Here is an 18,262-nt window from a genome sequence, read left to right on the forward strand (position 1 = left end):
TTATACGAGCGGAATGCCCGTTGCGGATCGGGGTGTGGCCGGAAATGCCACACCGGCGGGCAGCGCCGCTCAGTTGCGGCCGAGCAGCCGGGTGTGCAGCAGTTCGCGTTCCGCCGGCGCGGGCGATTCCCGGTAAGCGAACTTGCCGGCCACCAGCGTCGCCACCGGCAAGCCATCGCGGAACAGCACGCGGTTGCCGGCCAGCGCGGGCACTTTGTCGCCGGGCAGCAGGATGCCGCACAGGTTCAGTGGATCGGCACCCGACACCAGTACCAGGCCGCCGTCGTGCGGCCGGCGCCGCATCTCGCGCAGCAGCGGGATCGCCTCGGGCAGCGCGAACTGTTCGCCGGACAGGCCGGCCACGAAGCGCCCGCCGCGGATCTCGCCGCGCGCTTCGAGCCGGTGGTAGACCGGCAGCAGCTCGCGCCACGCCGGCAGCCATCCCGGTTCGCGTTCCAGCAGGTGCCAGAACATCACGCCGTAGCGGCGCAGCAGCGTCATCGCGATGTGTTCCAGCGTGGCCGGTTCCGTGCGCGGGCGGCGTGACGGTGCCGGCCGCGGCGCCGGCGCGGCGGTGGAGCCGCGCTCGGTGACCGTCACGCCGTCGGCGCGGCGCACCAGCGCCCAGCGGCCCGCTTCTTCCATGGTCGGCCCGGCGCCGCGGCGGCGCCGCCGGTCCAGCGTGTTGCGTTTGCTGGCCGGCGCCAGCATCGCGCGCAGGCCGGCATAGCTGTCGGCGTTGACAAGGCCGGTGGCCACCAGTTCGCCCAGCGCATCCTCCAGTTCGGCCGGCAGCAGCCGCGCATCGTGGGCCAGCTCATCGAAGAACATCGCGCCATGGCCGCGCAGCGCATCGAGCACGCGCATGGCGCGCGAGGACACCTGCACCTCGCTGGCCACCGCCGGCAGCGCGTGCCACAGCGCCAGTTGCCGCCGCGGCAGCAGCACCAGCGGCGTGCCGCGCACCGGGCCGCCGCTGGCGCTGGACGGCGCGCCGACACGCGTCCACACGATGCGGCCGGCGCGGCACAGATCGTCGAGCCAGGTCATCGGATAATCCTTCACCCGCGTCGCCAGCAGCTCGCTTTCCCAGGCGCCGGCCGCCGCCTCGAATCCTTCCAGCTGGGCCAGCGCCTGCGGCAGCGCGTCGCTGCCCTGCAGGCGCGTGTCGTCGCTCACATGCTGCCACTCGAACAGGAAACGCATGAAATCCTGCCGCTCCACCGGTTCGATCTCGCGCCGCAGGCTCTTGATGGTATAGCGGTGGATGCGTGCCAGCAGGTGCCGTTCGCACCATTCCTCGCCCGCCGCGCCGGGCGTGAAGCGGCCGCGCATCACGTAGCCTTCGCTCTCCAGCTCCGCCAGCGCCACCGCCACCGTGCTGTCCGGCAGGGCCAGCGACGCGGCGATGGCGGCCACCGGTTGCGGCCCGAAGCCGGACAGGCGGGCGCGCAGCAGTTCCACCAGCGCCGCATCGCGCGTCCACGCGTCGTCGCCGTTGCGCGCCAGGCGCTCCGGCATCGCCAGCGGCGGCGTCGCCACGGCTTCCGGATAGGCGGCCCGCAGGCAGGCCAGCCGTTCCAGCGCCACATAAAAGTCGGCGCCGCCGCCTTGCAGCCGGGTGGCACGCCCGCCGGCCACCAGCGCCGCCAGCCATGCTTCCCAGCCTTCGTTGGCGGCCGCCTCCGCACGCGTGACGCAGGCCAGCGCCACCAGCGCCTCGTGCATCTCGTCGCCCGCCTTGTCGCTGTCGCGCACCCGCGGCCAGGCTTCCTGCGCCACCGCGTCGATGGCGCCGGCATCGAGGGCGCCCAGGTCGTCGGTGGACGCCGGATCGGTCCAGCGGCGGTTCAGCACCGCCTGGGTACGGCGCTCTTCCAGCGGCGCATCGTCGAGGAAGGCATAGGGGCGGGCGTTGAGGATTTCCATTGCCAGCGGCGACGGCGCCGGCAGGTCGCGCGACAGCAGCCGCACCTCGCCCGCCTCGATCCGCCGCAGCAGCGCCAGCCAGCCTTCGCTGTCCATCGCTTCGTGCAGGCAGTCGTCCAGCGTCTGGTCGACCAGCGGGTGGCTGGGCAGTTCACGCTCGCCGACGATGTTTTCCAGGCACGCGGCGCCGTCCGGGAACACGGCGGCCAGCATGTCGTCGCTCTTCATCCGCATCAGCTGCGGCGCCACCTTGCGCCCGCCGGCGAAGCGGGGCAGGGCCAGCGCCGTCGTCGCGTTCCAGCGCCAGCGCACGTTGAACAGCGGCGCATCGAGCAGCGCCTGCACGAGCACATGCTCGGCCGTCGCCGGACGCAGGTAGCGCCACACTTCCTCCAGCGGAAAACTGTGGCTTTCGGACAGCGACAGCACGATCGCATCCTCGGTGGCCGCGGCCTGCAATTCGAAGTTGAAGGTGCGGCAGAAGCGCTTGCGCAGGGCCAGCCCCCAGGCCCGGTTGATGCGGCTGCCGTACGGCGCATGCAGCACCAGCTGCATGCCGCCCGATTCGTCGAAGAAGCGTTCCATCACTAGCGTGTCGCGGGTGGGCAGCGCCGTCAGCGCCGCGCGGGCACGGGCCAGGTATTCGACCACCTGGCGCGCCGCGTCGTCGCCCAGGCCCAGGTGTTCGACCAGCCAGCCGATGGCGTGCGCCAGCGCTTCGTCGCCGTCGTCGCGCTCTCCCAGCAGGCGATCGATCTCGCCGCGCAGCCGCGCCACGCCGATCGACAGCTCATCGCTGCGGCCCGGCGCCTCGCCCAGCCAGAACGGGATGTTGGGCGCGGCGCCATGGGCATCCTCCACGCGCACCTTGCCGGCCTCCACCCGCACGATCCGGTAGGACGTATTGCCGAGCTGGAACACGTCGCCGGCCAGGCTTTCCACGGCGAAGTCCTCGTGCACCGTGCCGACATTCTGGCCGCCTGGTTCCAGCAGCACCGTGAAGTCGGCATTGTCGGGGATCGCGCCGCCGGAGGTGACGGCCGTCAGCCGCCCGCCGCGCCGGGCCCGCACCGTGCCGCTGACGGCGTCGCGGTGCAGGTAGGCGCCGCGCACGCCCTGGCGGCTGTGGAAGCCTTCGGTGAGCATGCGCAGCACGGCGTCGAAACTTTCCCGCGCCAGCGCCGCATACGGCATCGCCCCCCGCACCAGGGCGAACAGGGCATCCTCGTGCCACTCGCGGCCGCCCACCTCGGCCACGACCTGCTGGGCCAGCACGTCCAGCGGGGAGAGCGGCACGTGCAGCGTATCGAGTTCGTCGCGCCGCACGCAATCGAGCAGGGCGGTGCACTCGACCAGGTCGTCGCGCGAGGTGGGGAACAGCCGGCCTTTCGGCAAGCCGCCCACGTGGTGGCCGGAGCGCCCGACCCGCTGCAGGAAGGCGGCGATGCTGCGCGGCGAGCCGATCTGGCAGACCAGGTCGACGTCGCCGATGTCGATGCCCAGTTCCAGCGAAGCGGTGGCCACCAGCATGCGCAACTCGCCCCGTTTCAGCCGCTGCTCGGCGTCCAGGCGGAATTCCTTGGCCAGGCTGCCGTGGTGGGCCGCCACGTGCCCCGCACCCAGCCGGTCGGCCAGGTGGCGCGCCATCCGTTCGGCCATGCGCCGCGTGTTGACGAAGACCAGCGTGGTCCGGTGCAGCACCGACAGTTCGGCCAGCCGGTCGTAGACGCGCTCCCACACGTCGTTCGGCATGACCGCTTCGAGCGGCACGGGCGGCAGTTCCAGGCCCAGGTCGCGCGCCCGCACGTGGCCCACGTCGACCACCGCGCAGGGGCGGCCGGCGCCGGCCAGGAATTGCGCCACGGTGTGCAGGGGCTTCTGCGTGGCCGACAGGCCGACCCGCACCGGCGGCACGGCATGCGCCGCCCCGGGCCCTTCTGCGCGCAACGCGGCCAACCGCTCCAGACTCAGCGACAGGTGGCTGCCCCGCTTGCTGCCGGCCACCGCGTGGATCTCGTCGACGATCACCGTGCGCACGGTCGACAGCATGGCCCGGCCGCTGTCCGAACCCAGCAGCACGTACAGCGACTCGGGGGTGGAGACGAGGATGTGCGGCGGCCGCTTGCGCGCGGCATTGCGTTCGGCCTGCGGCGTATCGCCGGTGCGCACGGCGCTGCGGATGCCGTGCGGCGGCAGGCCCAGCGCCGCGAGTTCGCGGTCGATGCCTTCCAGCGGCGCCAGCAGGTTGACGCGGATATCGTTCGACAGCGCTTTCAGCGGCGAGACGTACAGCACCCGGGTTTCATCCGGCAGCGGGGTTTCGCTGCTTTCGCGCACCAGCGCATCGATCGCGGCCAGGAACGCGGTGAGCGTCTTCCCGGACCCCGTGGGCGCGGCGATGAGCGTGGTCTTGCCGGCGGCGATCAGCGGCCAGGCGCGCCGCTGCGCCTCGGTGGCGCCGTTCGGAAAAGCCGCGGCGAACCACGCGGCGACCGCGGGGTGGAAGTCGTGGCGCGTGCGCGACCTCGATGCCATCGGCGTGCCGGCTTACTCGCCGTGGAATTCGTCCGCGTTCGCGAACAGGTCCCACGCGGCGATGAACAGCGCCGCGATCACGGGACCGATCACGAAGCCGTTCAGGCCGAACAGCGCCATGCCGCCGATGGTCGACAGCAGCACGATGTAGTCGGGCAGCTTGGTATCCTTGCCGACCAGGATCGGGCGCAGCACGTTGTCGACCAGGCCGATCACCAGCACGCCGTACAGCGCCAGCACGATGCCTTGCCACAGCGAGCCGGTGATCAGGAAATAGATCGCCACCGGGCCCCAGATGATGGCGGCGCCGACCGCCGGCAGCAGCGACAGGAAGGCCATCACCACGGCCCACAGCAGCGGGCCCGGCACGTCGAGGAACCAGAAGATCGCGCCGCCCAGCGCGCCCTGCGCCATGGCCACCAGCACGTTGCCCTTGACGGTGGCGCGGATCACGGTGATGAAATTGTCGAACAGGGGCTTCTTGTAGCGCGAAGCCAGCGGCACCGCGCGCTTGATGCGGGCCGACAGCGTGCGCCCGTCGCGGAACAGGAAGAACAGCAGGTACAGCATCACCGTGATGCTGACCAGGAAGTCCAAGGCCTTGCTGCCGAAATTGATCGCATAGCGCGCCGTCGCCTGGCTGATCTGCGCGGCACCGGCCGTCAGCTTCTCCTGCAGCATGGCGATATTGGTCAGCTCGAAGCGCTCGAGCACCGAGATGGCCCAGGTGGGCAGGGCGGCGATCACGCGCTGGAACATCACGTTGAAATCGATCTGGCCCGTGTTGATCATGGTGTACACGGCCGATGCCTGGTCCACCATCGAGGCGGCGATCATCGCCAGCGGCATGATCACCATCAGGACGATCAGCAGCAGTGCCAGCAGCGCGGCGGAATTGGGCCGGTTGCCTAGCGCGTTCAGCAGCGCGGCATACAGCGGCGCGAAGACGATCGCGAACACCACGCCCCAGAACACGGCGCCGGAGAACGGCAGCAGGATCCAGAAGAACGCCAGCGTGACGATGCCGAGGAGGAGCAGGAACGAGGATTGCGGCAGAGTGTATCGCTTCATGACTTGTATTGATGGCTGATTATTTTTTTTGGAAGTTTCGCGCGAGCTGAATGCGGGGTGGCCCCATCATAGCCGAACGGACAAGCTTTCCGTCGGCGGCATGCGACGGGCGCGCCAATCGTGCGCATTGGCTTCCCTTCCTCTGGTCATAATGACAAGATGCGACTGTCCGCCGTGCCCGGAGAACCGATGCTGCCATGTGACGACACACCGCTTGCCCCCTCGCCGTCCGGCGCGGCCGCCGCATGGAGGCGGCCGTGACGGAAGGGGAGCCGGTCAGCTGTCACGATTGCGGCGCGCTGCACTGCTGGCGGCCACTGGCCGATGGCCAGCGGGCCCGCTGCACCCGTTGCGGCAACGTGCTGTACCGCTGGTACGCGACCGGGCCGGCACCGACGCCCGCATCGATGGTGGCCGTCACGCTCGGCGCCGTGCTGGTGTACCTGATCGCGCAGTGCTTTCCCATCGTCGAACTGGAAATGAATGGCCTGACCTCGGGCGCCACGCTGCTGCAGGCCATCGGCGTGCTGTGGAACGAACGGATGGAGGTGATCGCCGCCATGGTGTTCTTTTTCGTGGTGGCGTTTCCCGCGCTGGAACTGGGCGCGCTGCTGTACGTGTCGGCCGGGCTGCTGCGCGGGCGCCGCGTACCCGGCTTTCACCTGCTGCTGCGGGTGGTGCAGGGCGCGCGCCACTGGGCGATGACGGAAGTGCTGATGATCGGCATCCTCGTCACCGCCATCAAGATGACCAGCATGGCGCGGGTGATACCCCATCCCGGCCTGTTCGCGTTCGGCGCGCTGACGATCCTGGGCGCGGTGGCGCTGCGCTACGAACCGCGCGCCTTGTGGGCGCTGGGCGAGCGGCTCGGCACGCGGCATGGTTACACGGCCCCGGCTTCCGTTCCTGCCCCTGCTTCTGCTTCCGCACCTGCCTCCGCCCCGCGCCAGCCGATCGACTGCCACGCGTGCGGCCTGCTCAATGGCGGCGCCTGCGAGGGACGCCATTGCCGCCGCTGCGGCGCCGTGCTGCACCGGCGCATCCCCAACAGCATCACGTGGACCTGGGCGCTGCTGGCCGCGGCCGCGCTGCTGTACGTGCCGGCCAACATCCTGCCCGTGATGTACACGGAATCGCTCGGCGGCACCGGCGGCGACACGATCATGAGCGGCGTGGCGCTGTTCTGGAACACCGGCTCGCCCGGGCTGGCCATCGTGATCTTCGTGGCCAGCGTGCTGGTGCCGGTGTCGAAGCTGCTGGCGCTGGCGCTGCTGGCCGGCACCGCGCAGTGGGGATCGCGCTGGGCGCCGGCCGGCCGCACCCGCCTCTACCGGGTGGTGGAATTCATCGGCCGCTGGTCGATGCTCGATATCTTTGTCGTCACGCTGACCGTGGCGCTGGTGCGCTTCCAGGCGCTGGCCGTGATCACGGCCGGCCCGGGCGCACTGGCGTTCGGCTGCGTGGTGATCCTGACGATGATCGCTTCCAGCCGCTTCGACCCGCGGCTGATCTGGGACCCGCTCGACAGCGAGGTACCCCGCGGCCGCATCGGCGGAGAAACCGACGGAGAAAATAACGGAGAAAGTAACGGAGAACTACATGCCTGAGCAAGACCTGCCGCCACCCGCCGTCGACCGGCCCAGCCGCTGGCTGCCCTCGCTGATCTGGCTTATCCCGGTGCTGGCGGCCGTCATCGGCGCCACGCAGGTGGTCAACTGGATGACCAGCCGCGGGCCGACGATCACCGTCAGCTTCGCCACCGGCGAAGGCCTGGAGGCGGGCAAGACCAAGGTCAAGTACAAGGATGTCGACATCGGCGAAGTGGTCGCCGTCACGCTGGGCGAGGATGCCAACCGGGTCGACGCGAAGATCCAGATGGCGCGCGAGGCGCGGCGCTTCACCGCCGAGGACACCCGTTTCTGGGTGGTGCGCCCGCAGATCGGCGCCAGCGGCGTGTCGGGCCTGGGCACGCTGCTGTCCGGCCCCTACATCGGCGCCGCGCCCGGCAGCAGGGAAACCACCACCAGCGTCTTCAAGGGGCTCGACACGCCGCCGGCCGTGCCGCCCGGCCTGAAGGGGCGCGAATACCGGCTGCATGCGGACAGCCTGGGTTCGGTCGGCATCGGTTCGCCCGTCTACTACCGCCGCCTGCGCGTGGGCCAGGTGGCCGCCTTCGAACTGGACCGGGAAGGCGACGGCATCGACATGTCCGTCTTCGTCGAAGACCGCTACGTGGGGTTCGTCGGGACGGACACGCGCTGGTGGCATGCCAGCGGCGTCGACCTGCGGCTGGACGCCGCCGGCTTCAAGCTGAATACGCAATCGCTGGCCGCGCTGGCCACGGGCGGCATCGCCTTCGAGTCCGGCAACGGGCGCAAGCCCGCGGCGGCGGCGCCAGCCGGTACCCGCTTCATCCTCGCCGAGGACCGCGCCGCGGCACTGCGCGCGCCCGATGGCCCGGCCGTGGCGGCGGTGCTGTACTTCGACCAGTCGCTGCGTGGCCTGGTGCCGGGCGCGCCGGTCGACTTCCGCGGCATCGTGCTGGGCGAGGTGCGCGCGGTCGGCGTGGAATTCGACCGCGTGCGCAGGGTATTCCGCATGCCGGTGACGATCGACCTGTATCCGGGCCGGCTGGGCAAGCGCTTCCTGGATGCTTACTCGGGCGACGTACAGGCCGGCCACGACACCATGGCGCGCATGATCGGACGGGGGCTGCGCGGCCAGCTGCGCACCGGCAGCCTGCTGACCAACCAGCTGTACATCGCGCTGGACTTCTTCCCCAACGCGCCGAAGGCGGCGCTGGTGGTGGAACCGGACCGGCTCGTGCTGCCCACCGTGCCCGGCTCGCTGGACGAGCTGCAAAGCCAGCTGCTGAGCATTGCCCGCAAGCTCGACAAGGTGCCCTTCGACGAGATCGGCGCGAACCTGAACCGCACGCTGGCGCAGGCCAACACTACGCTCGAGAAGCTGGGAACGACGATCGAGCGCGTCGACGGCGAGGTGCTGCCGGAAGTGACGGAGACGCTGGCCTCGGCCCGTAAAACCTTTGCCAGCGCGGAAAGCCTGCTGGCGCAGGATGCGCCGCTGCAGTCCGACCTGCGCCGCACCTTGCAGGAAGTGACGCGCACGATGGAATCCATCGATGCGCTGGCCGAGTACCTCGAACGCCACCCGGAATCGCTGATTCGCGGCAAACCGCAGGAGAAGAAAAAATGAACCGTCCCCTCGCTTCCTGCCTGGCGCTGGCGGCCGGATTGCTGGCCGGCTGCGCGGCACCGCCGGCCGACCATTTCTATACGCTGTCCGGCGGCGCCACGCCAGCGCCAGCGCCGGCACCTGCCGCGGCCAGGGTGTACATCGAAATGCTGGCCGTGAACATCCCGGCGCAGGTGCAGCGCAACCAGCTCGTCGTCGGCGCCGGCGGGGAAGGGCGGGTCGAGGTGCTGGACCAGCACCGCTGGGCCGGCCCGCTGGCCGACGAGATCGGCGGCGCGCTGTCGCTGGGCGTCACGGCCCGGCTCGGCGCGATCGATGTCTACCGCACGCCGGCGCCCGATGGCGCGGCGGTGTACCGGATCAGCACCAACGTGCAGCGCTTCGAATCCGTGCCGGGCAGCTACGCCCTGGTCGACGCCGTGTGGAGCGTGCGGCAGGTGGGCAGCGCTACCGTGCTGACCTGCCGCAGCGTGCTGCGCGAGGAGGCCGGCGCCGGCTACGAGGGAGTGGTGGCGGCGCACCGGGCGGCGCTTGGCAAGCTGGCGGACGCGATCGCCGCCGGCGTGCGGGATCGGGAGAGTGGCGGGCAAGGCGGCGGGCAGGGCGGTTGCTGAGGGATAAAGGCGCGCATAACGCGCTGTGCGGCCGTCTCGCTCATTGACCAAGAACGCCTGACAAACCGCTCGCTTGTCCTGAGAGCAACAACTTCGTACACTGAGCCATTGCGACCGGCTGCTTTCGGCCAGAAGCAGACGTTGCAAATCTCCTCTGATGCTCCTTTTTTACAGGTCTGCCATGCCTGACGTTATCGCCGCACACAAACATAGCTCGCAGCATCGCGCAGAACTTTCACGTAGTAGCCAGTGCGGCTGTTTCCATTGCTTGGCGAGGTTTGAGCCAAGCGAAATACTGGACTGGGTTGATTGGCCAAAAGGAACGCCAGAGTCTGGTCAGCTTGATTCGGGGACGACAGCGCTTTGCCCAGTCTGCGGAATAGACTCCGTGATTGGATCAATCTAAGGATTTCCGATCACGACCGAATTCTTGAGCGAAATGCGAGATCACTGGTTTGGCACCTGAACAACGCGGCTGGAGATTGGGTTGCTTGAATGATGCCGCTCAACGTCTGCAATGGGGCGGAACCGGCCGGTCGCGGTAGGCCAGTTACTGCCAGGAGCGGTCCGTCGGAGTCAGTAGAGATCGGCCCCAACCAGCGGATTTCTAGAAGATACTGCTCTGTTTGCCTTGCCTTGCACCAAGGATCCTCCCCAATTGCGGACACCGCTTCAACGGACGACGCCGCTGAAAGTCATCGAGCCATACAGAACGCGGCGTAGTCCGCATTGCCAATGCCGACCTGCGCCCACACAACACGTTTCTCACCACCGATCCGGTCATATTGCCTATCAGCATCCCAGAGCGTCATCACCTGATCAGGGAAAAAGTAACTGGAAATGTCGAAGCGGTGTGGCGCTTCCTCCCCGGAGGCTATCAACTTGAACAATTCCTTGGCTGGCATATCGAAAACGTGGCGACCGCGGTAACACGCGTCATATTCAGCTGAATAGGAAACACCGATGAAGCTGGCGCGGCCTTCCGTGTACTCAACCTGAATCGAGTTGGTGCAGTAATAATCAAGTTCCCTGCGAACCGACCGCAACGGAAATCCGGCAGCGTGCATCGCCTCACGCACTTCCTCTCGACTGGCACCAAGGGCCACAGGACCCCAACCGTGATGGGGACGGAATTCGAACTGATACGCCATGGGGGAACGCGCCTTATATGAACGGGGTCGTATGGACCCTAAGTATAGGATCGGCGGCTTTTATCGACAATGGGCGGTCATGGCAGTCCGTGAATTTTTCACGATGGCGTTGGATCGTTGGACGCGCCCACGGATGGCTGCACCGTTTTCGCAGACTGCGCATCCGTCATGAACAGCGGGCCGACATTCACCAGGCCTTTCTTTCGCTTGCGTGCTTACTCATCTGTTGGAGATACGTTGAGAGGTTTTGTCAGGCGTACCAAGAGTGACTGGAGCGCTGACCAGTACTCCGCGTCGATGAATATTGTCCATTCATGACTTCTGCCGTATGCAACAGGTCAGTGTACTCCCGAACTTCGGCGATTTTTCCGCCTCGAATCCGGAACAGAATGTGGTACTCGTTCTCATATACTCTCCCGCTTCTTGTTTCTCCAAGCGAGCGAGCTTACGCAGCGACGATATCACCCTCCCCAATTGAGCTCTTTAACTGCATTGCGAGCCGGCCGTCGAAAAAGGCAAAGAGATCGTTGAATACGGGCCGCATTTCTGCTTTCGTGCGCAATCCGGAAAAAGCGGACGGTTCGGTTTCCCGTTGACCCACCAGGTCGCGTCATCACTCATCATGTCAAGAATCTCGTTCACGCCACCTTTTTGAAAGTGGCTGAGGAAGCGTTTGACGAGATTCTTGTTTGCTGTGATATTCATGAGTACTTCCTCGATGCAAGATGGGCCAGGACGGCTGGTGCTCGCCGGTCGGGCGTGTTCTGCCTGCCCGGAATTGGCAGAGCGTTGTCCACTGCAGCTTATGTGGCTACTTCAGATTCCTGTCATTGCGGCCTGAGAGGTGTATTGAAAGACCAGTTTGCCCAGGGAGAATGTCGCTCCGCAATGTAAGCGCCGGGATATCGTAATCGCCCTTGTTCTGAGGACGGAACGCGATGGGATCCGCGCTGAAGAGAGTATCGAGACGTTGTCCGAGTTCGTCGCAGATGCGAGCAAACCTGCTCTCATCGGTGCTGCCGGTTCGGTACACCACGAACGGCGGCAGGACGTCGAAGCCCGGATAGAACAGAATGCCGTGCTGGATCGGGTAGAGCATGTCGTTGATCGGACCGTTGATGCCACGCGGACCGTAGTGTGATTCCCAACCACCTGCTGTCACCATGAGCATGGCCCGCTTTCCAGCTAAAGTGCCCTCGCCAAAACGATCTCCCCAGTGTGTGACGGAATGCTCGCCAACGCCATAGGCGAAGCCGAACGCATATACCCGGTCTATCCAGCCTTTCAAAATCGCCGGCATGGAATACCACCAAAGCGGGAACTGAAAAATTACCGCATCGGCCCACAACAGCTTCTCTTGCTCGCGGGTGATGTCTTCACTTTGAAAGCCGTTTTCGAAAGCATGCCTGGATTCCATGGCAACATCGAACCGGGTCGTGGACAGCCGTTGGGTGGTGTCCGCGGCATCGACAATGGCTTTCCATTGCATACCGTACAAATCCGACAATTGCACGTGGTGTCCAGCGCTTTGCAGGCGCTGTACGGCGAAATCTTTCAGCGCACCGTTCAGGGACCTGGATTCCGGATGTGCATGGATGAGAAGAATGTTCATGACTGGTCTTTCAACATAAGCAGAAGGGGACAGACTAATTTCGATTCAGGTATATTGAAAATGAATTGTCAACATACGAGCTATTAAGATGATTAATTTGAGGAGCCTCGACTTGAACCTGCTGGTCACGCTCGACGTGCTGTTGACTGAACGGAATGTCACGCGCGCAGCCCGGCGCCTCAACTATTCACAGCCCTCCGTCAGCGTTCACCTTGCTAAGCTCAGGGATATGTTTGGTGATCCGCTCCTGCTGCCTGGTCCGCGTGGAATGCAGGCCACGGCGAGAGCTGAGGAGTTGCGCCAGCCATTGCGCGAAGCGCTGGAATCGCTGGAGCGCGCAGTGACGCCGGGCCGCCCGTTCAACCCGGCCGAGTCCGAACACACCTGGCGCGTCGCTGCTTCAGACTCCAGTGGGGCGACCATCCTTCTACCGGCGATGACCGCTATCCGGGCGGCAGCGCCCGGAACCCGGCTTGCAGTACTGGACCTGGTACCGTCACACATTGCTAAGCAAGCTGAACAGGGGGAGGTGGATCTCGCCTTCCACACTGAAGAAGGCTCTCCTCCCGGACTGCGCCGTCGCAAGCTCTTCGCAGAGCGCTATGTGCTTGCCGGTAGAGTGGGGCATCCGCATTTACGCCCGGGACTGACGCTAGCGGAGTTCTGCGAACTGGAGCATGTCATGATGTCTCCGGATCGCGGCGGCTTCCATGGTGCGACTGACGATGTGCTGGCCAACGCCGGCTTGAAGCGCAAGGTGGTCCTTTCCGTTCCACACTTTTTACTCATGCTGTCCGTCCTGGCCAGTACCGACCTCGTGGCGATGTTGCCCTCGCGTCTGGTGCGCAATACGCAAGCACTGCAGGTTATCGAACCGCCGTTGGATGTTCCCGGCTATGACATGGTCATGCGCTGGCATGAGCGTTCTCATCGGGATCCTGCGCATCAGTGGTTGCGGGAAATCATCGCAACGCTGGCATGAAGGGATGGGTAGCCTGCAGCCCCCAGAGAAAACTTCTCGACTCAAACCGCGCACTGCCGGAGCGACTCATGCCGCGCCCTGGCCGAAGTTCTGTCACGCGCTCTAGGCTTTGCCTGGCCCGCCGGGCAGCCGCTGGCAATCCGGTGCCTCGGCAGGCGCCTGCGCGCTCGCCGCCGCGATGTCGGCTGGTGCGCAGCGCAGCAGCGGATAGGGATTGATCGCGCCGCCGATGTCGTACACGCCGTAGTGCAGGTGCGGCGGGGTGCCTTTCGCGTTGCCCGAATCGCCGACATAGCCCAGCACCCGCCCGGCCTGGATGCGCATGCCTTCTTTTACGTCCGCATAGCGGTCGAGGTGGGCGTAGTAATGGCGCTGGCCGCCCGGCCCTATCACCCACACCACCAGGCCGCCGAGGCTATTGGTGCCCACCTGGGTGACGATCCCCTCGGTACTCGACAGCACGGGCGTGCCGCGCCGCGCAAAGATATCGATGCCTTCATGCTTGCGGCCCGCGCCCCGCGCGCCACCCCAGGTGTCGCGCAAGGCACGCGCCCGTACTCCCTCGACCGGTACCGGGAGCGTGCGCGGCTTCGGCATCGCCACCAGGCGCACCGGATACAGGGCCCGCTCGATGGCCGGCGCCGCCAGTTCGTAGCCCAGCATGAGGAGCACGGCAGCGAGGAGGGTCAGCAGGAGCGTTCGCATGTGGCGTTTGTCTGGTCGAAGATAACCGCCAGATTGGGGTGCGCCGCCGCGTTCCCAGGGTTTTCGTGCCCGGTTACCGCCGGGCCGGCGGTTACGCGTGCGCTACTGTGACAAAAAAGACACGAAAAAGCGGCTGGGAACATGGATTGTTTGATAACGCTATCATCCTTCAACCTCATCCATGCATCCCGATTTACTATTTACCATGCGCCGGCAATTCATCAGGACCCCGCCGGTGCAGGGGTTCCGACCCTTGAGGACGAAGGCGGCGGCACGTCGCACCGGCTCGATGCGACGTGCCGCCGCCAGCAATTCACCCGGTGTCGGGCTAAATGTGTTAGCGCTATCATCGATCGATCCATCTCGTCCTGGCATGTCTGTGCCCGGCAGCATGGCCACGAGCCACGCATCGCCGGCCCAGCGTGAGACCAGCACGGGCTTTACGATAGGAGCACTTCTTCAATGCCACTACCCATCCTGCGCCGCGTGCTGCTCGGCGCCGCTTTGCTGGCCGGCTTCGCGCAACAGGCCGGCGCCACCATCACCACCTTCACCGGCGACACGACCGGCGGACCGACCTGGGACCGGATCAACGAGAGCCCCGGCAACTGGCCCTTCTTCGAGCCGGTTCCGGACACCACCTACCGGGCCTACGACGTTCATGCCCTCGAGTACCTGGACGACATCAATTTCGCCACCACGTGCGCCTTCGATTGTTCGATGTACATCTACACCGGCACGTTCGACCCGGCAGATCCCACGGCCAATTTCCTCTTCGCGAACGGCTATGGAGCGTCCGACAGCTCGGCATACTTCCACGGCCCGCTGGAAGAGGGGCACTACACGATCCTCGTCACGGGCGAGGATGCCACGACCTTCGGCTTTTTCAGCACGACCGTGTCCGCCATCGGCGCGTACGAGATCACCCCGCTCAATCCCGTGCCGGAACCATCGACGTGGCTGATGCTCGGCGCAGGCCTGGCCGGCCTCGGTGTCGCCGCGCGCCGCCGCGCCGGAGCATCCATCCACACCGCAGCCTGACCAGGAGAACCGATGAAAAACATGCTCCGCAATACGATCGCCGCCACGCTGCTGCTGGCCGGCGTCGTCCAGCACGCGTCCGCCGAGATCGTGACGGTCACCGGCGACACGAGTTTCGGCCCGACGTTCATTTCTCCCACCCCGTGGGGCACCCCTCCCGACCCATCGGCCACGCCCGTGGCTTACCAGGCTTTCGACGTCGTCACCGGCCCCGGGCCAAGCCCGTTCAATTGGGAAAACTCGTTCCTGACGAGCTGCGAATTCAGCTGCATCACCTTCCTCTACAACGGCTCGCTCGACCCAGCTAACCCGGGTACGAACCTGATGACCATCTCGGACAATCTCTACCATTTCTCCGCGATGCAGACGTTCCTGGAGCCCGGCAAGCACTATACCTTCGTGGTGACCGGCTATATGGGCGAATTCGGGGAGTTCAGCATCACGGCCGGCGGTCCGGGGGCCATCAATATCAGCCCCGTGCCCGAACCGTCGGCCGGCCTGATGCTGCTGGGTGGCCTGGCGGGCATTGGCGCGCTGGCAAGGCGCCGCGCCCGCCGCACCGCGCAGCTTTCGTAACCCAGGCGGTCCACAGCGAAGCCGCCACGAACAGCCTGCGTTTCACTGGCCCGTGGCGGCGATGATGGTGTTGTACAGGGCGGGCGCAATGTCCGCCGTGCGCGGTTTCCTATGCCGCCGTTTCTACACGGCTTCCGAAGATGCTCATTGTGTTCCGCTACGTGTTATTTCCCACCTTAAAGCAGTTTTCACGAGCCTTCAGGATTCGCTTTGCACTGCAATGAAAATCGCTGCCGGATTTTCTTTGGCTTCAGCGATTCGCCAGCACGAGTTAGCGATACACTGGCCTTGTCTCATGCAACGGATTAAGGCTGACCCTTTCGAACGCTCGATGCCGATATTCCCGTCGAGTGTTTTCCTGCGTGCAGTGGTATTTACTTGTGGAAAAATATCATGACAAAAATGACGGCTGTGCGGCACTCACTACTAATCTCTGCGGCAATGATTTTTGGTATGGCGCAAGCAATGAGTGCCAATACGGACACCGTGGCTGGCCAGAGTATTGCCATGCAAGAATTGCAGGTGGATGTCACGGGCATCCTGAATAACGACGAGAGGGGCGCAACGAGCAACGTTATCCGTGACTTCTACGTGGGAGCCGGAGCGTCCATTACCAGTCTCGAATGGAACGTCAACGTGACGAGTTATGCCGGAAGCTACCTGTCCGAAATGCAGGTCACTTTCAGCGACACATCGGGATACGGGGTCACATTCACGCCCGGTGATGGCGACGATTTTGATGGCACAACGGATTACGCCGGATTCCAGGATCTGGCAGAGATCGGCCAGGTGTTTGCCGTGGGTGCCGATGGCATCTTGCGTCTGGAGTTTCACGACGGCTTCAAGGATCTGGCATTCGACGAGCCCGAAGGCGTGTGGAACTCCGGCACGCTGACCTTCGGTATTGCTCCAGTACCCGAGCCTTCCACGTATGCGATGGTGCTGGGCGGTTTGCTGGTGGTGTCAAGCGCTCTCAAGCGGCGCCACGCTGTAAAAACAGCTTTGGCCTGATCCTGGAGCCAGTTGCTGAAAACATGCGCAATCCCTCAATCAGCCATTACCGGAGCTCGAATCATGTTGACACGCCTTCTCTCCCAGTCGCTCAAGCCGGTCATTGCAAGTCTCGGCGGCATCGTGCTCGCGATGGCGGCGGTTTTACCTGCCGCTCCCGCATCGGCAGCGCCGAAATTCGAAACCGCGCAACCTATTCCGCTGTATTCCTATTTCGCAACGGGTGATGTCGATGCGCCGGTCACGGCACCGTCGGTCCTTCCCACGCCATCATTCGTGCTCATGGGCGGCGGCCCCGACGTGGATCCCGCCTTTCGATGGCTGATCCAGCGGGCCGGCATCAAGCCGGGAACAGGTGGGCGGTTCGTGGTGATCCGCGCCACTGGCACGGAAGCTTACAACCCCTACATCTATTACAGCGACGAAAACCTGACGACGTCCACGACGATCGCCGAGCTGTGGGTGGGCGGCGCTTCGCTGGGCCTGAGCTCCGTTGAAACGCTGGTGATCCCCAGTATCAAGGCCGCCAACAGTCCGGCCGTGAATGCCATCCTGGCCCGGGCCAACGTCGTCTTTATCGCCGGTGGCGACCAGAGTCATTACATCCGTTTCTGGAAAGGCACGGCACTCGAACAGACCTTGAAATCGCTGATGGCGAAAAACGTCCCGCTGGGCGGTACCAGCGCCGGGCTGGCGGTGCTGGGCCAGTTCGATTATTCCGCACTCTACAAGTCCGCCACGTCGGAGCTGTCGATGATGGACCCGTACTACAAGGATATAACCTTCGACCCGGCTCCCCTGAGCCTGCAAGGCGGCTTCATCGCACCCCCTGCACTGGCAAGCCTGATCTTCGATTCGCATTTCGACAGCCGCGATCGCATGGGCCGCTTCATTACCTTCATTTCACGGATCGTGGCACCGAAAGAAAGTGCGAGCGGAACCTTCGGCTGCGCCGGCGGTGTCCTCCCCGCATCCTCCAGCGGTAATGCGACCGCGCGCGGAATCGGCATCAGCGTCGAAACCGCATTACTGGTGCAAGGGAATGGCGATGGCAAGCCTGTCACGGCGAAACGGGTCACCAACCCTTCGACAACGACGGAAAGCGCCGTGTACTTTGTTCGCCCCTCCGTTCCGCCAAGTGTATGCGAGCCCAAGACACCGCTGACCGTCTCCACCGTCGAGGTACGGAAGCTGGACGACCCGGCTGGTGTCTTCAATCTTACCGACTGGACCGGCGTGCCGTTGTACAAACATCTGGATGTCAATTCCGGCGTGTTATCCCCTGCGGACTGGTATTAATAATTCCTTTGAAAACCGACGCTGGCATGTGAAGGCGCATGCATTCACCCCTACAGCGAAGATCTGGGGTCAGACCCGGCGGGGTGTAGCAGGGGTTTCGCGAAGCCTGCTTCGCGCCTGCGGAACGATGCCGGCATGCATGCCGGCATTCCTTCCTGACCCCGGAATTTGCCTTTGGGTGGCCGTATTTTAACGGCATTACCGTTGGCTGGCGCTCTGAATACCCTGGCGGCTGTCCGTATTACCGCGATTAAATGCCAGGCCGCGCCACGGTTCGGTCACGCATGGGCGCTTATTCTGAAGCGTTCATCCACCACCTGTATCGTTCCATAGATGTATTATTTTTTACACATCGCTTGCAAGATGGGGCAATCCGCGCCAAATCCGTTGCTCATTCGTCCCGTCCGCGCTAGTGTAAAAGCGGGAACTCTGCTCATCGGCTACATCGATGCGAATCCCTGTACATCGACACGGAGAATGACCGCGCATGACGCCAGCGTTCGCGAATATATCGCCACCG

General features: G+C 64.9%; 14 protein-coding genes and 1 pseudogene. 9 read left to right on the forward strand and 6 right to left on the reverse strand.

Annotation, left to right across the window (positions count from 1 at the left end):
* Positions 1–69 precede the first annotated feature (69 nt).
* Together EYF70_RS10950 and EYF70_RS10955 are read right to left on the reverse strand one after the other, a co-directional pair.
* Positions 70–4,464: a DEAD/DEAH box helicase gene (locus tag EYF70_RS10950; protein WP_131145424.1), complete on the reverse strand. Its 4,395-nt coding sequence runs from the start codon at positions 4,462–4,464 to the stop codon at positions 70–72.
* A gap of 12 nt (positions 4,465–4,476) precedes the next feature.
* Entirely contained in the window at positions 4,477–5,535 is a 1,059-nt protein-coding gene (locus EYF70_RS10955) for an AI-2E family transporter (RefSeq protein WP_131145425.1), read from the reverse strand.
* Positions 5,536–5,792: 257 nt separating this feature from the next.
* Here EYF70_RS10955 and EYF70_RS10960 point away from each other — a divergent pair, with 257 nt between their 5' ends.
* Genes EYF70_RS10960 through EYF70_RS10970 form a run of 3 tightly spaced genes read left to right on the forward strand, consistent with a single transcriptional unit; the run spans position 5,793 to position 9,365 of the window.
* Complete coding sequence (locus tag EYF70_RS10960; RefSeq protein ID WP_229420812.1) at positions 5,793–7,142, forward strand: paraquat-inducible protein A; 1,350 nt, start codon at positions 5,793–5,795, stop codon at positions 7,140–7,142.
* A complete protein-coding gene (locus EYF70_RS10965; protein ID WP_131145427.1) occupies positions 7,135–8,751 on the forward strand; it encodes a PqiB family protein in 1,617 nt (538 codons plus the stop codon). The genes EYF70_RS10960 and EYF70_RS10965 overlap by 8 nt, the downstream gene beginning before the upstream one ends.
* The gene (locus EYF70_RS10970; RefSeq protein ID WP_131145428.1) at positions 8,748–9,365 is read left to right on the forward strand and encodes a PqiC family protein; all 618 of its coding nucleotides are present in this window, start codon (positions 8,748–8,750) and stop codon (positions 9,363–9,365) included. The genes EYF70_RS10965 and EYF70_RS10970 overlap by 4 nt, the downstream gene beginning before the upstream one ends.
* 695 nt (positions 9,366–10,060) lie before the next feature.
* Here the strand turns inward: EYF70_RS10970 and EYF70_RS10980 are convergent.
* Positions 10,061–10,516 (reverse strand): hypothetical protein, encoded by a 456-nt coding sequence (locus tag EYF70_RS10980; RefSeq protein ID WP_131145430.1) that lies wholly within the window; start codon positions 10,514–10,516, stop codon positions 10,061–10,063.
* Positions 10,517–10,623: 107 nt separating this feature from the next.
* On the opposite strand from EYF70_RS10980, the pseudogene EYF70_RS31600 reads away from it, so the two are divergent.
* Positions 10,624–10,785 (forward strand): annotated as a pseudogene (locus tag EYF70_RS31600) (IS5/IS1182 family transposase); the annotation flags it as partial.
* A 214-nt stretch (positions 10,786–10,999) separates the two neighbouring features.
* Here the strand turns inward: EYF70_RS31600 and EYF70_RS10985 are convergent.
* The gene (locus tag EYF70_RS10985) at positions 11,000–11,221 is read right to left on the reverse strand and encodes a nuclear transport factor 2-like protein (RefSeq protein WP_131145431.1); all 222 of its coding nucleotides are present in this window, start codon (positions 11,219–11,221) and stop codon (positions 11,000–11,002) included.
* 106 nt (positions 11,222–11,327) lie between these two features.
* A complete protein-coding gene (locus tag EYF70_RS10990) occupies positions 11,328–12,128 on the reverse strand; it encodes an NAD(P)H-dependent oxidoreductase (protein WP_131145432.1) in 801 nt (266 codons plus the stop codon).
* Positions 12,129–12,216: 88 nt separating this feature from the next.
* Here EYF70_RS10990 and EYF70_RS10995 point away from each other — a divergent pair, with 88 nt between their 5' ends.
* Entirely contained in the window at positions 12,217–13,110 is an 894-nt protein-coding gene (locus EYF70_RS10995) for a LysR family transcriptional regulator (RefSeq protein WP_131145433.1), read from the forward strand.
* Between the two features lie 102 nt (positions 13,111–13,212).
* On the opposite strand, the gene EYF70_RS11000 is transcribed toward EYF70_RS10995, so the two are convergent.
* On the reverse strand, positions 13,213–13,815 hold the full coding sequence (locus EYF70_RS11000) for a M23 family metallopeptidase (protein WP_131145434.1): 603 nt from the start codon (positions 13,813–13,815) through the stop codon (positions 13,213–13,215).
* Between the two features lie 462 nt (positions 13,816–14,277).
* Here EYF70_RS11000 and EYF70_RS11005 point away from each other — a divergent pair, with 462 nt between their 5' ends.
* The 4 genes from EYF70_RS11005 to EYF70_RS11020 all read left to right on the forward strand — a co-directional run bounded on the left by EYF70_RS11005 (position 14,278) and on the right by EYF70_RS11020 (position 17,742).
* A complete protein-coding gene (locus EYF70_RS11005) occupies positions 14,278–14,856 on the forward strand; it encodes a PEP-CTERM sorting domain-containing protein (protein ID WP_131145435.1) in 579 nt (192 codons plus the stop codon).
* A gap of 12 nt (positions 14,857–14,868) precedes the next feature.
* Positions 14,869–15,432, forward strand: a complete 564-nt coding sequence (locus tag EYF70_RS11010; RefSeq protein ID WP_131145436.1) for an FxDxF family PEP-CTERM protein — start codon at positions 14,869–14,871, stop codon at positions 15,430–15,432.
* A 393-nt stretch (positions 15,433–15,825) separates the two neighbouring features.
* Positions 15,826–16,443 carry a PEP-CTERM sorting domain-containing protein gene (locus tag EYF70_RS11015; RefSeq protein WP_131145437.1) on the forward strand — a complete coding sequence of 206 codons (618 nt, stop codon included), beginning with the start codon at positions 15,826–15,828 and terminating at the stop codon, positions 16,441–16,443.
* 63 nt (positions 16,444–16,506) lie between these two features.
* Entirely contained in the window at positions 16,507–17,742 is a 1,236-nt protein-coding gene (locus EYF70_RS11020) for a cyanophycinase (RefSeq protein ID WP_131145438.1), read from the forward strand.
* Positions 17,743–18,262 lie beyond the last annotated feature (520 nt).

The sequence above is a fragment of the Pseudoduganella albidiflava genome (genome assembly GCF_004322755.1).
Lineage (GTDB): Bacteria > Pseudomonadota > Gammaproteobacteria > Burkholderiales > Burkholderiaceae_D > Rugamonas > Rugamonas albidiflava.

What these genes read in the sequence shown, in the direction of transcription:
- EYF70_RS10990 (WP_131145432.1), bottom strand. Translation starts at nt 12,128, where the DNA reads ATGAACATTCTTCTCATCCATGCACATCCGGAATCCAGGTCCCTGAAC.
- EYF70_RS10955 (WP_131145425.1), bottom strand. Translation starts at nt 5,535, where the DNA reads ATGAAGCGATACACTCTGCCGCAATCCTCGTTCCTGCTCCTCCTCGGC.
- EYF70_RS10970 (WP_131145428.1), top strand. Translation starts at nt 8,748, where the DNA reads ATGAACCGTCCCCTCGCTTCCTGCCTGGCGCTGGCGGCCGGATTGCTG.
- EYF70_RS10995 (WP_131145433.1), top strand. Translation starts at nt 12,217, where the DNA reads ATGATTAATTTGAGGAGCCTCGACTTGAACCTGCTGGTCACGCTCGAC.
- EYF70_RS11005 (WP_131145435.1), top strand. Translation starts at nt 14,278, where the DNA reads ATGCCACTACCCATCCTGCGCCGCGTGCTGCTCGGCGCCGCTTTGCTG.
- EYF70_RS11015 (WP_131145437.1), top strand. Translation starts at nt 15,826, where the DNA reads ATGACAAAAATGACGGCTGTGCGGCACTCACTACTAATCTCTGCGGCA.
- EYF70_RS11010 (WP_131145436.1), top strand. Translation starts at nt 14,869, where the DNA reads ATGAAAAACATGCTCCGCAATACGATCGCCGCCACGCTGCTGCTGGCC.
- EYF70_RS11020 (WP_131145438.1), top strand. Translation starts at nt 16,507, where the DNA reads ATGTTGACACGCCTTCTCTCCCAGTCGCTCAAGCCGGTCATTGCAAGT.
- EYF70_RS10985 (WP_131145431.1), bottom strand. Translation starts at nt 11,221, where the DNA reads ATGAATATCACAGCAAACAAGAATCTCGTCAAACGCTTCCTCAGCCAC.
- EYF70_RS10950 (WP_131145424.1), bottom strand. Translation starts at nt 4,464, where the DNA reads ATGGCATCGAGGTCGCGCACGCGCCACGACTTCCACCCCGCGGTCGCC.
- EYF70_RS11000 (WP_131145434.1), bottom strand. Translation starts at nt 13,815, where the DNA reads ATGCGAACGCTCCTGCTGACCCTCCTCGCTGCCGTGCTCCTCATGCTG.
- EYF70_RS10965 (WP_131145427.1), top strand. Translation starts at nt 7,135, where the DNA reads ATGCCTGAGCAAGACCTGCCGCCACCCGCCGTCGACCGGCCCAGCCGC.
- EYF70_RS10980 (WP_131145430.1), bottom strand. Translation starts at nt 10,516, where the DNA reads ATGGCGTATCAGTTCGAATTCCGTCCCCATCACGGTTGGGGTCCTGTG.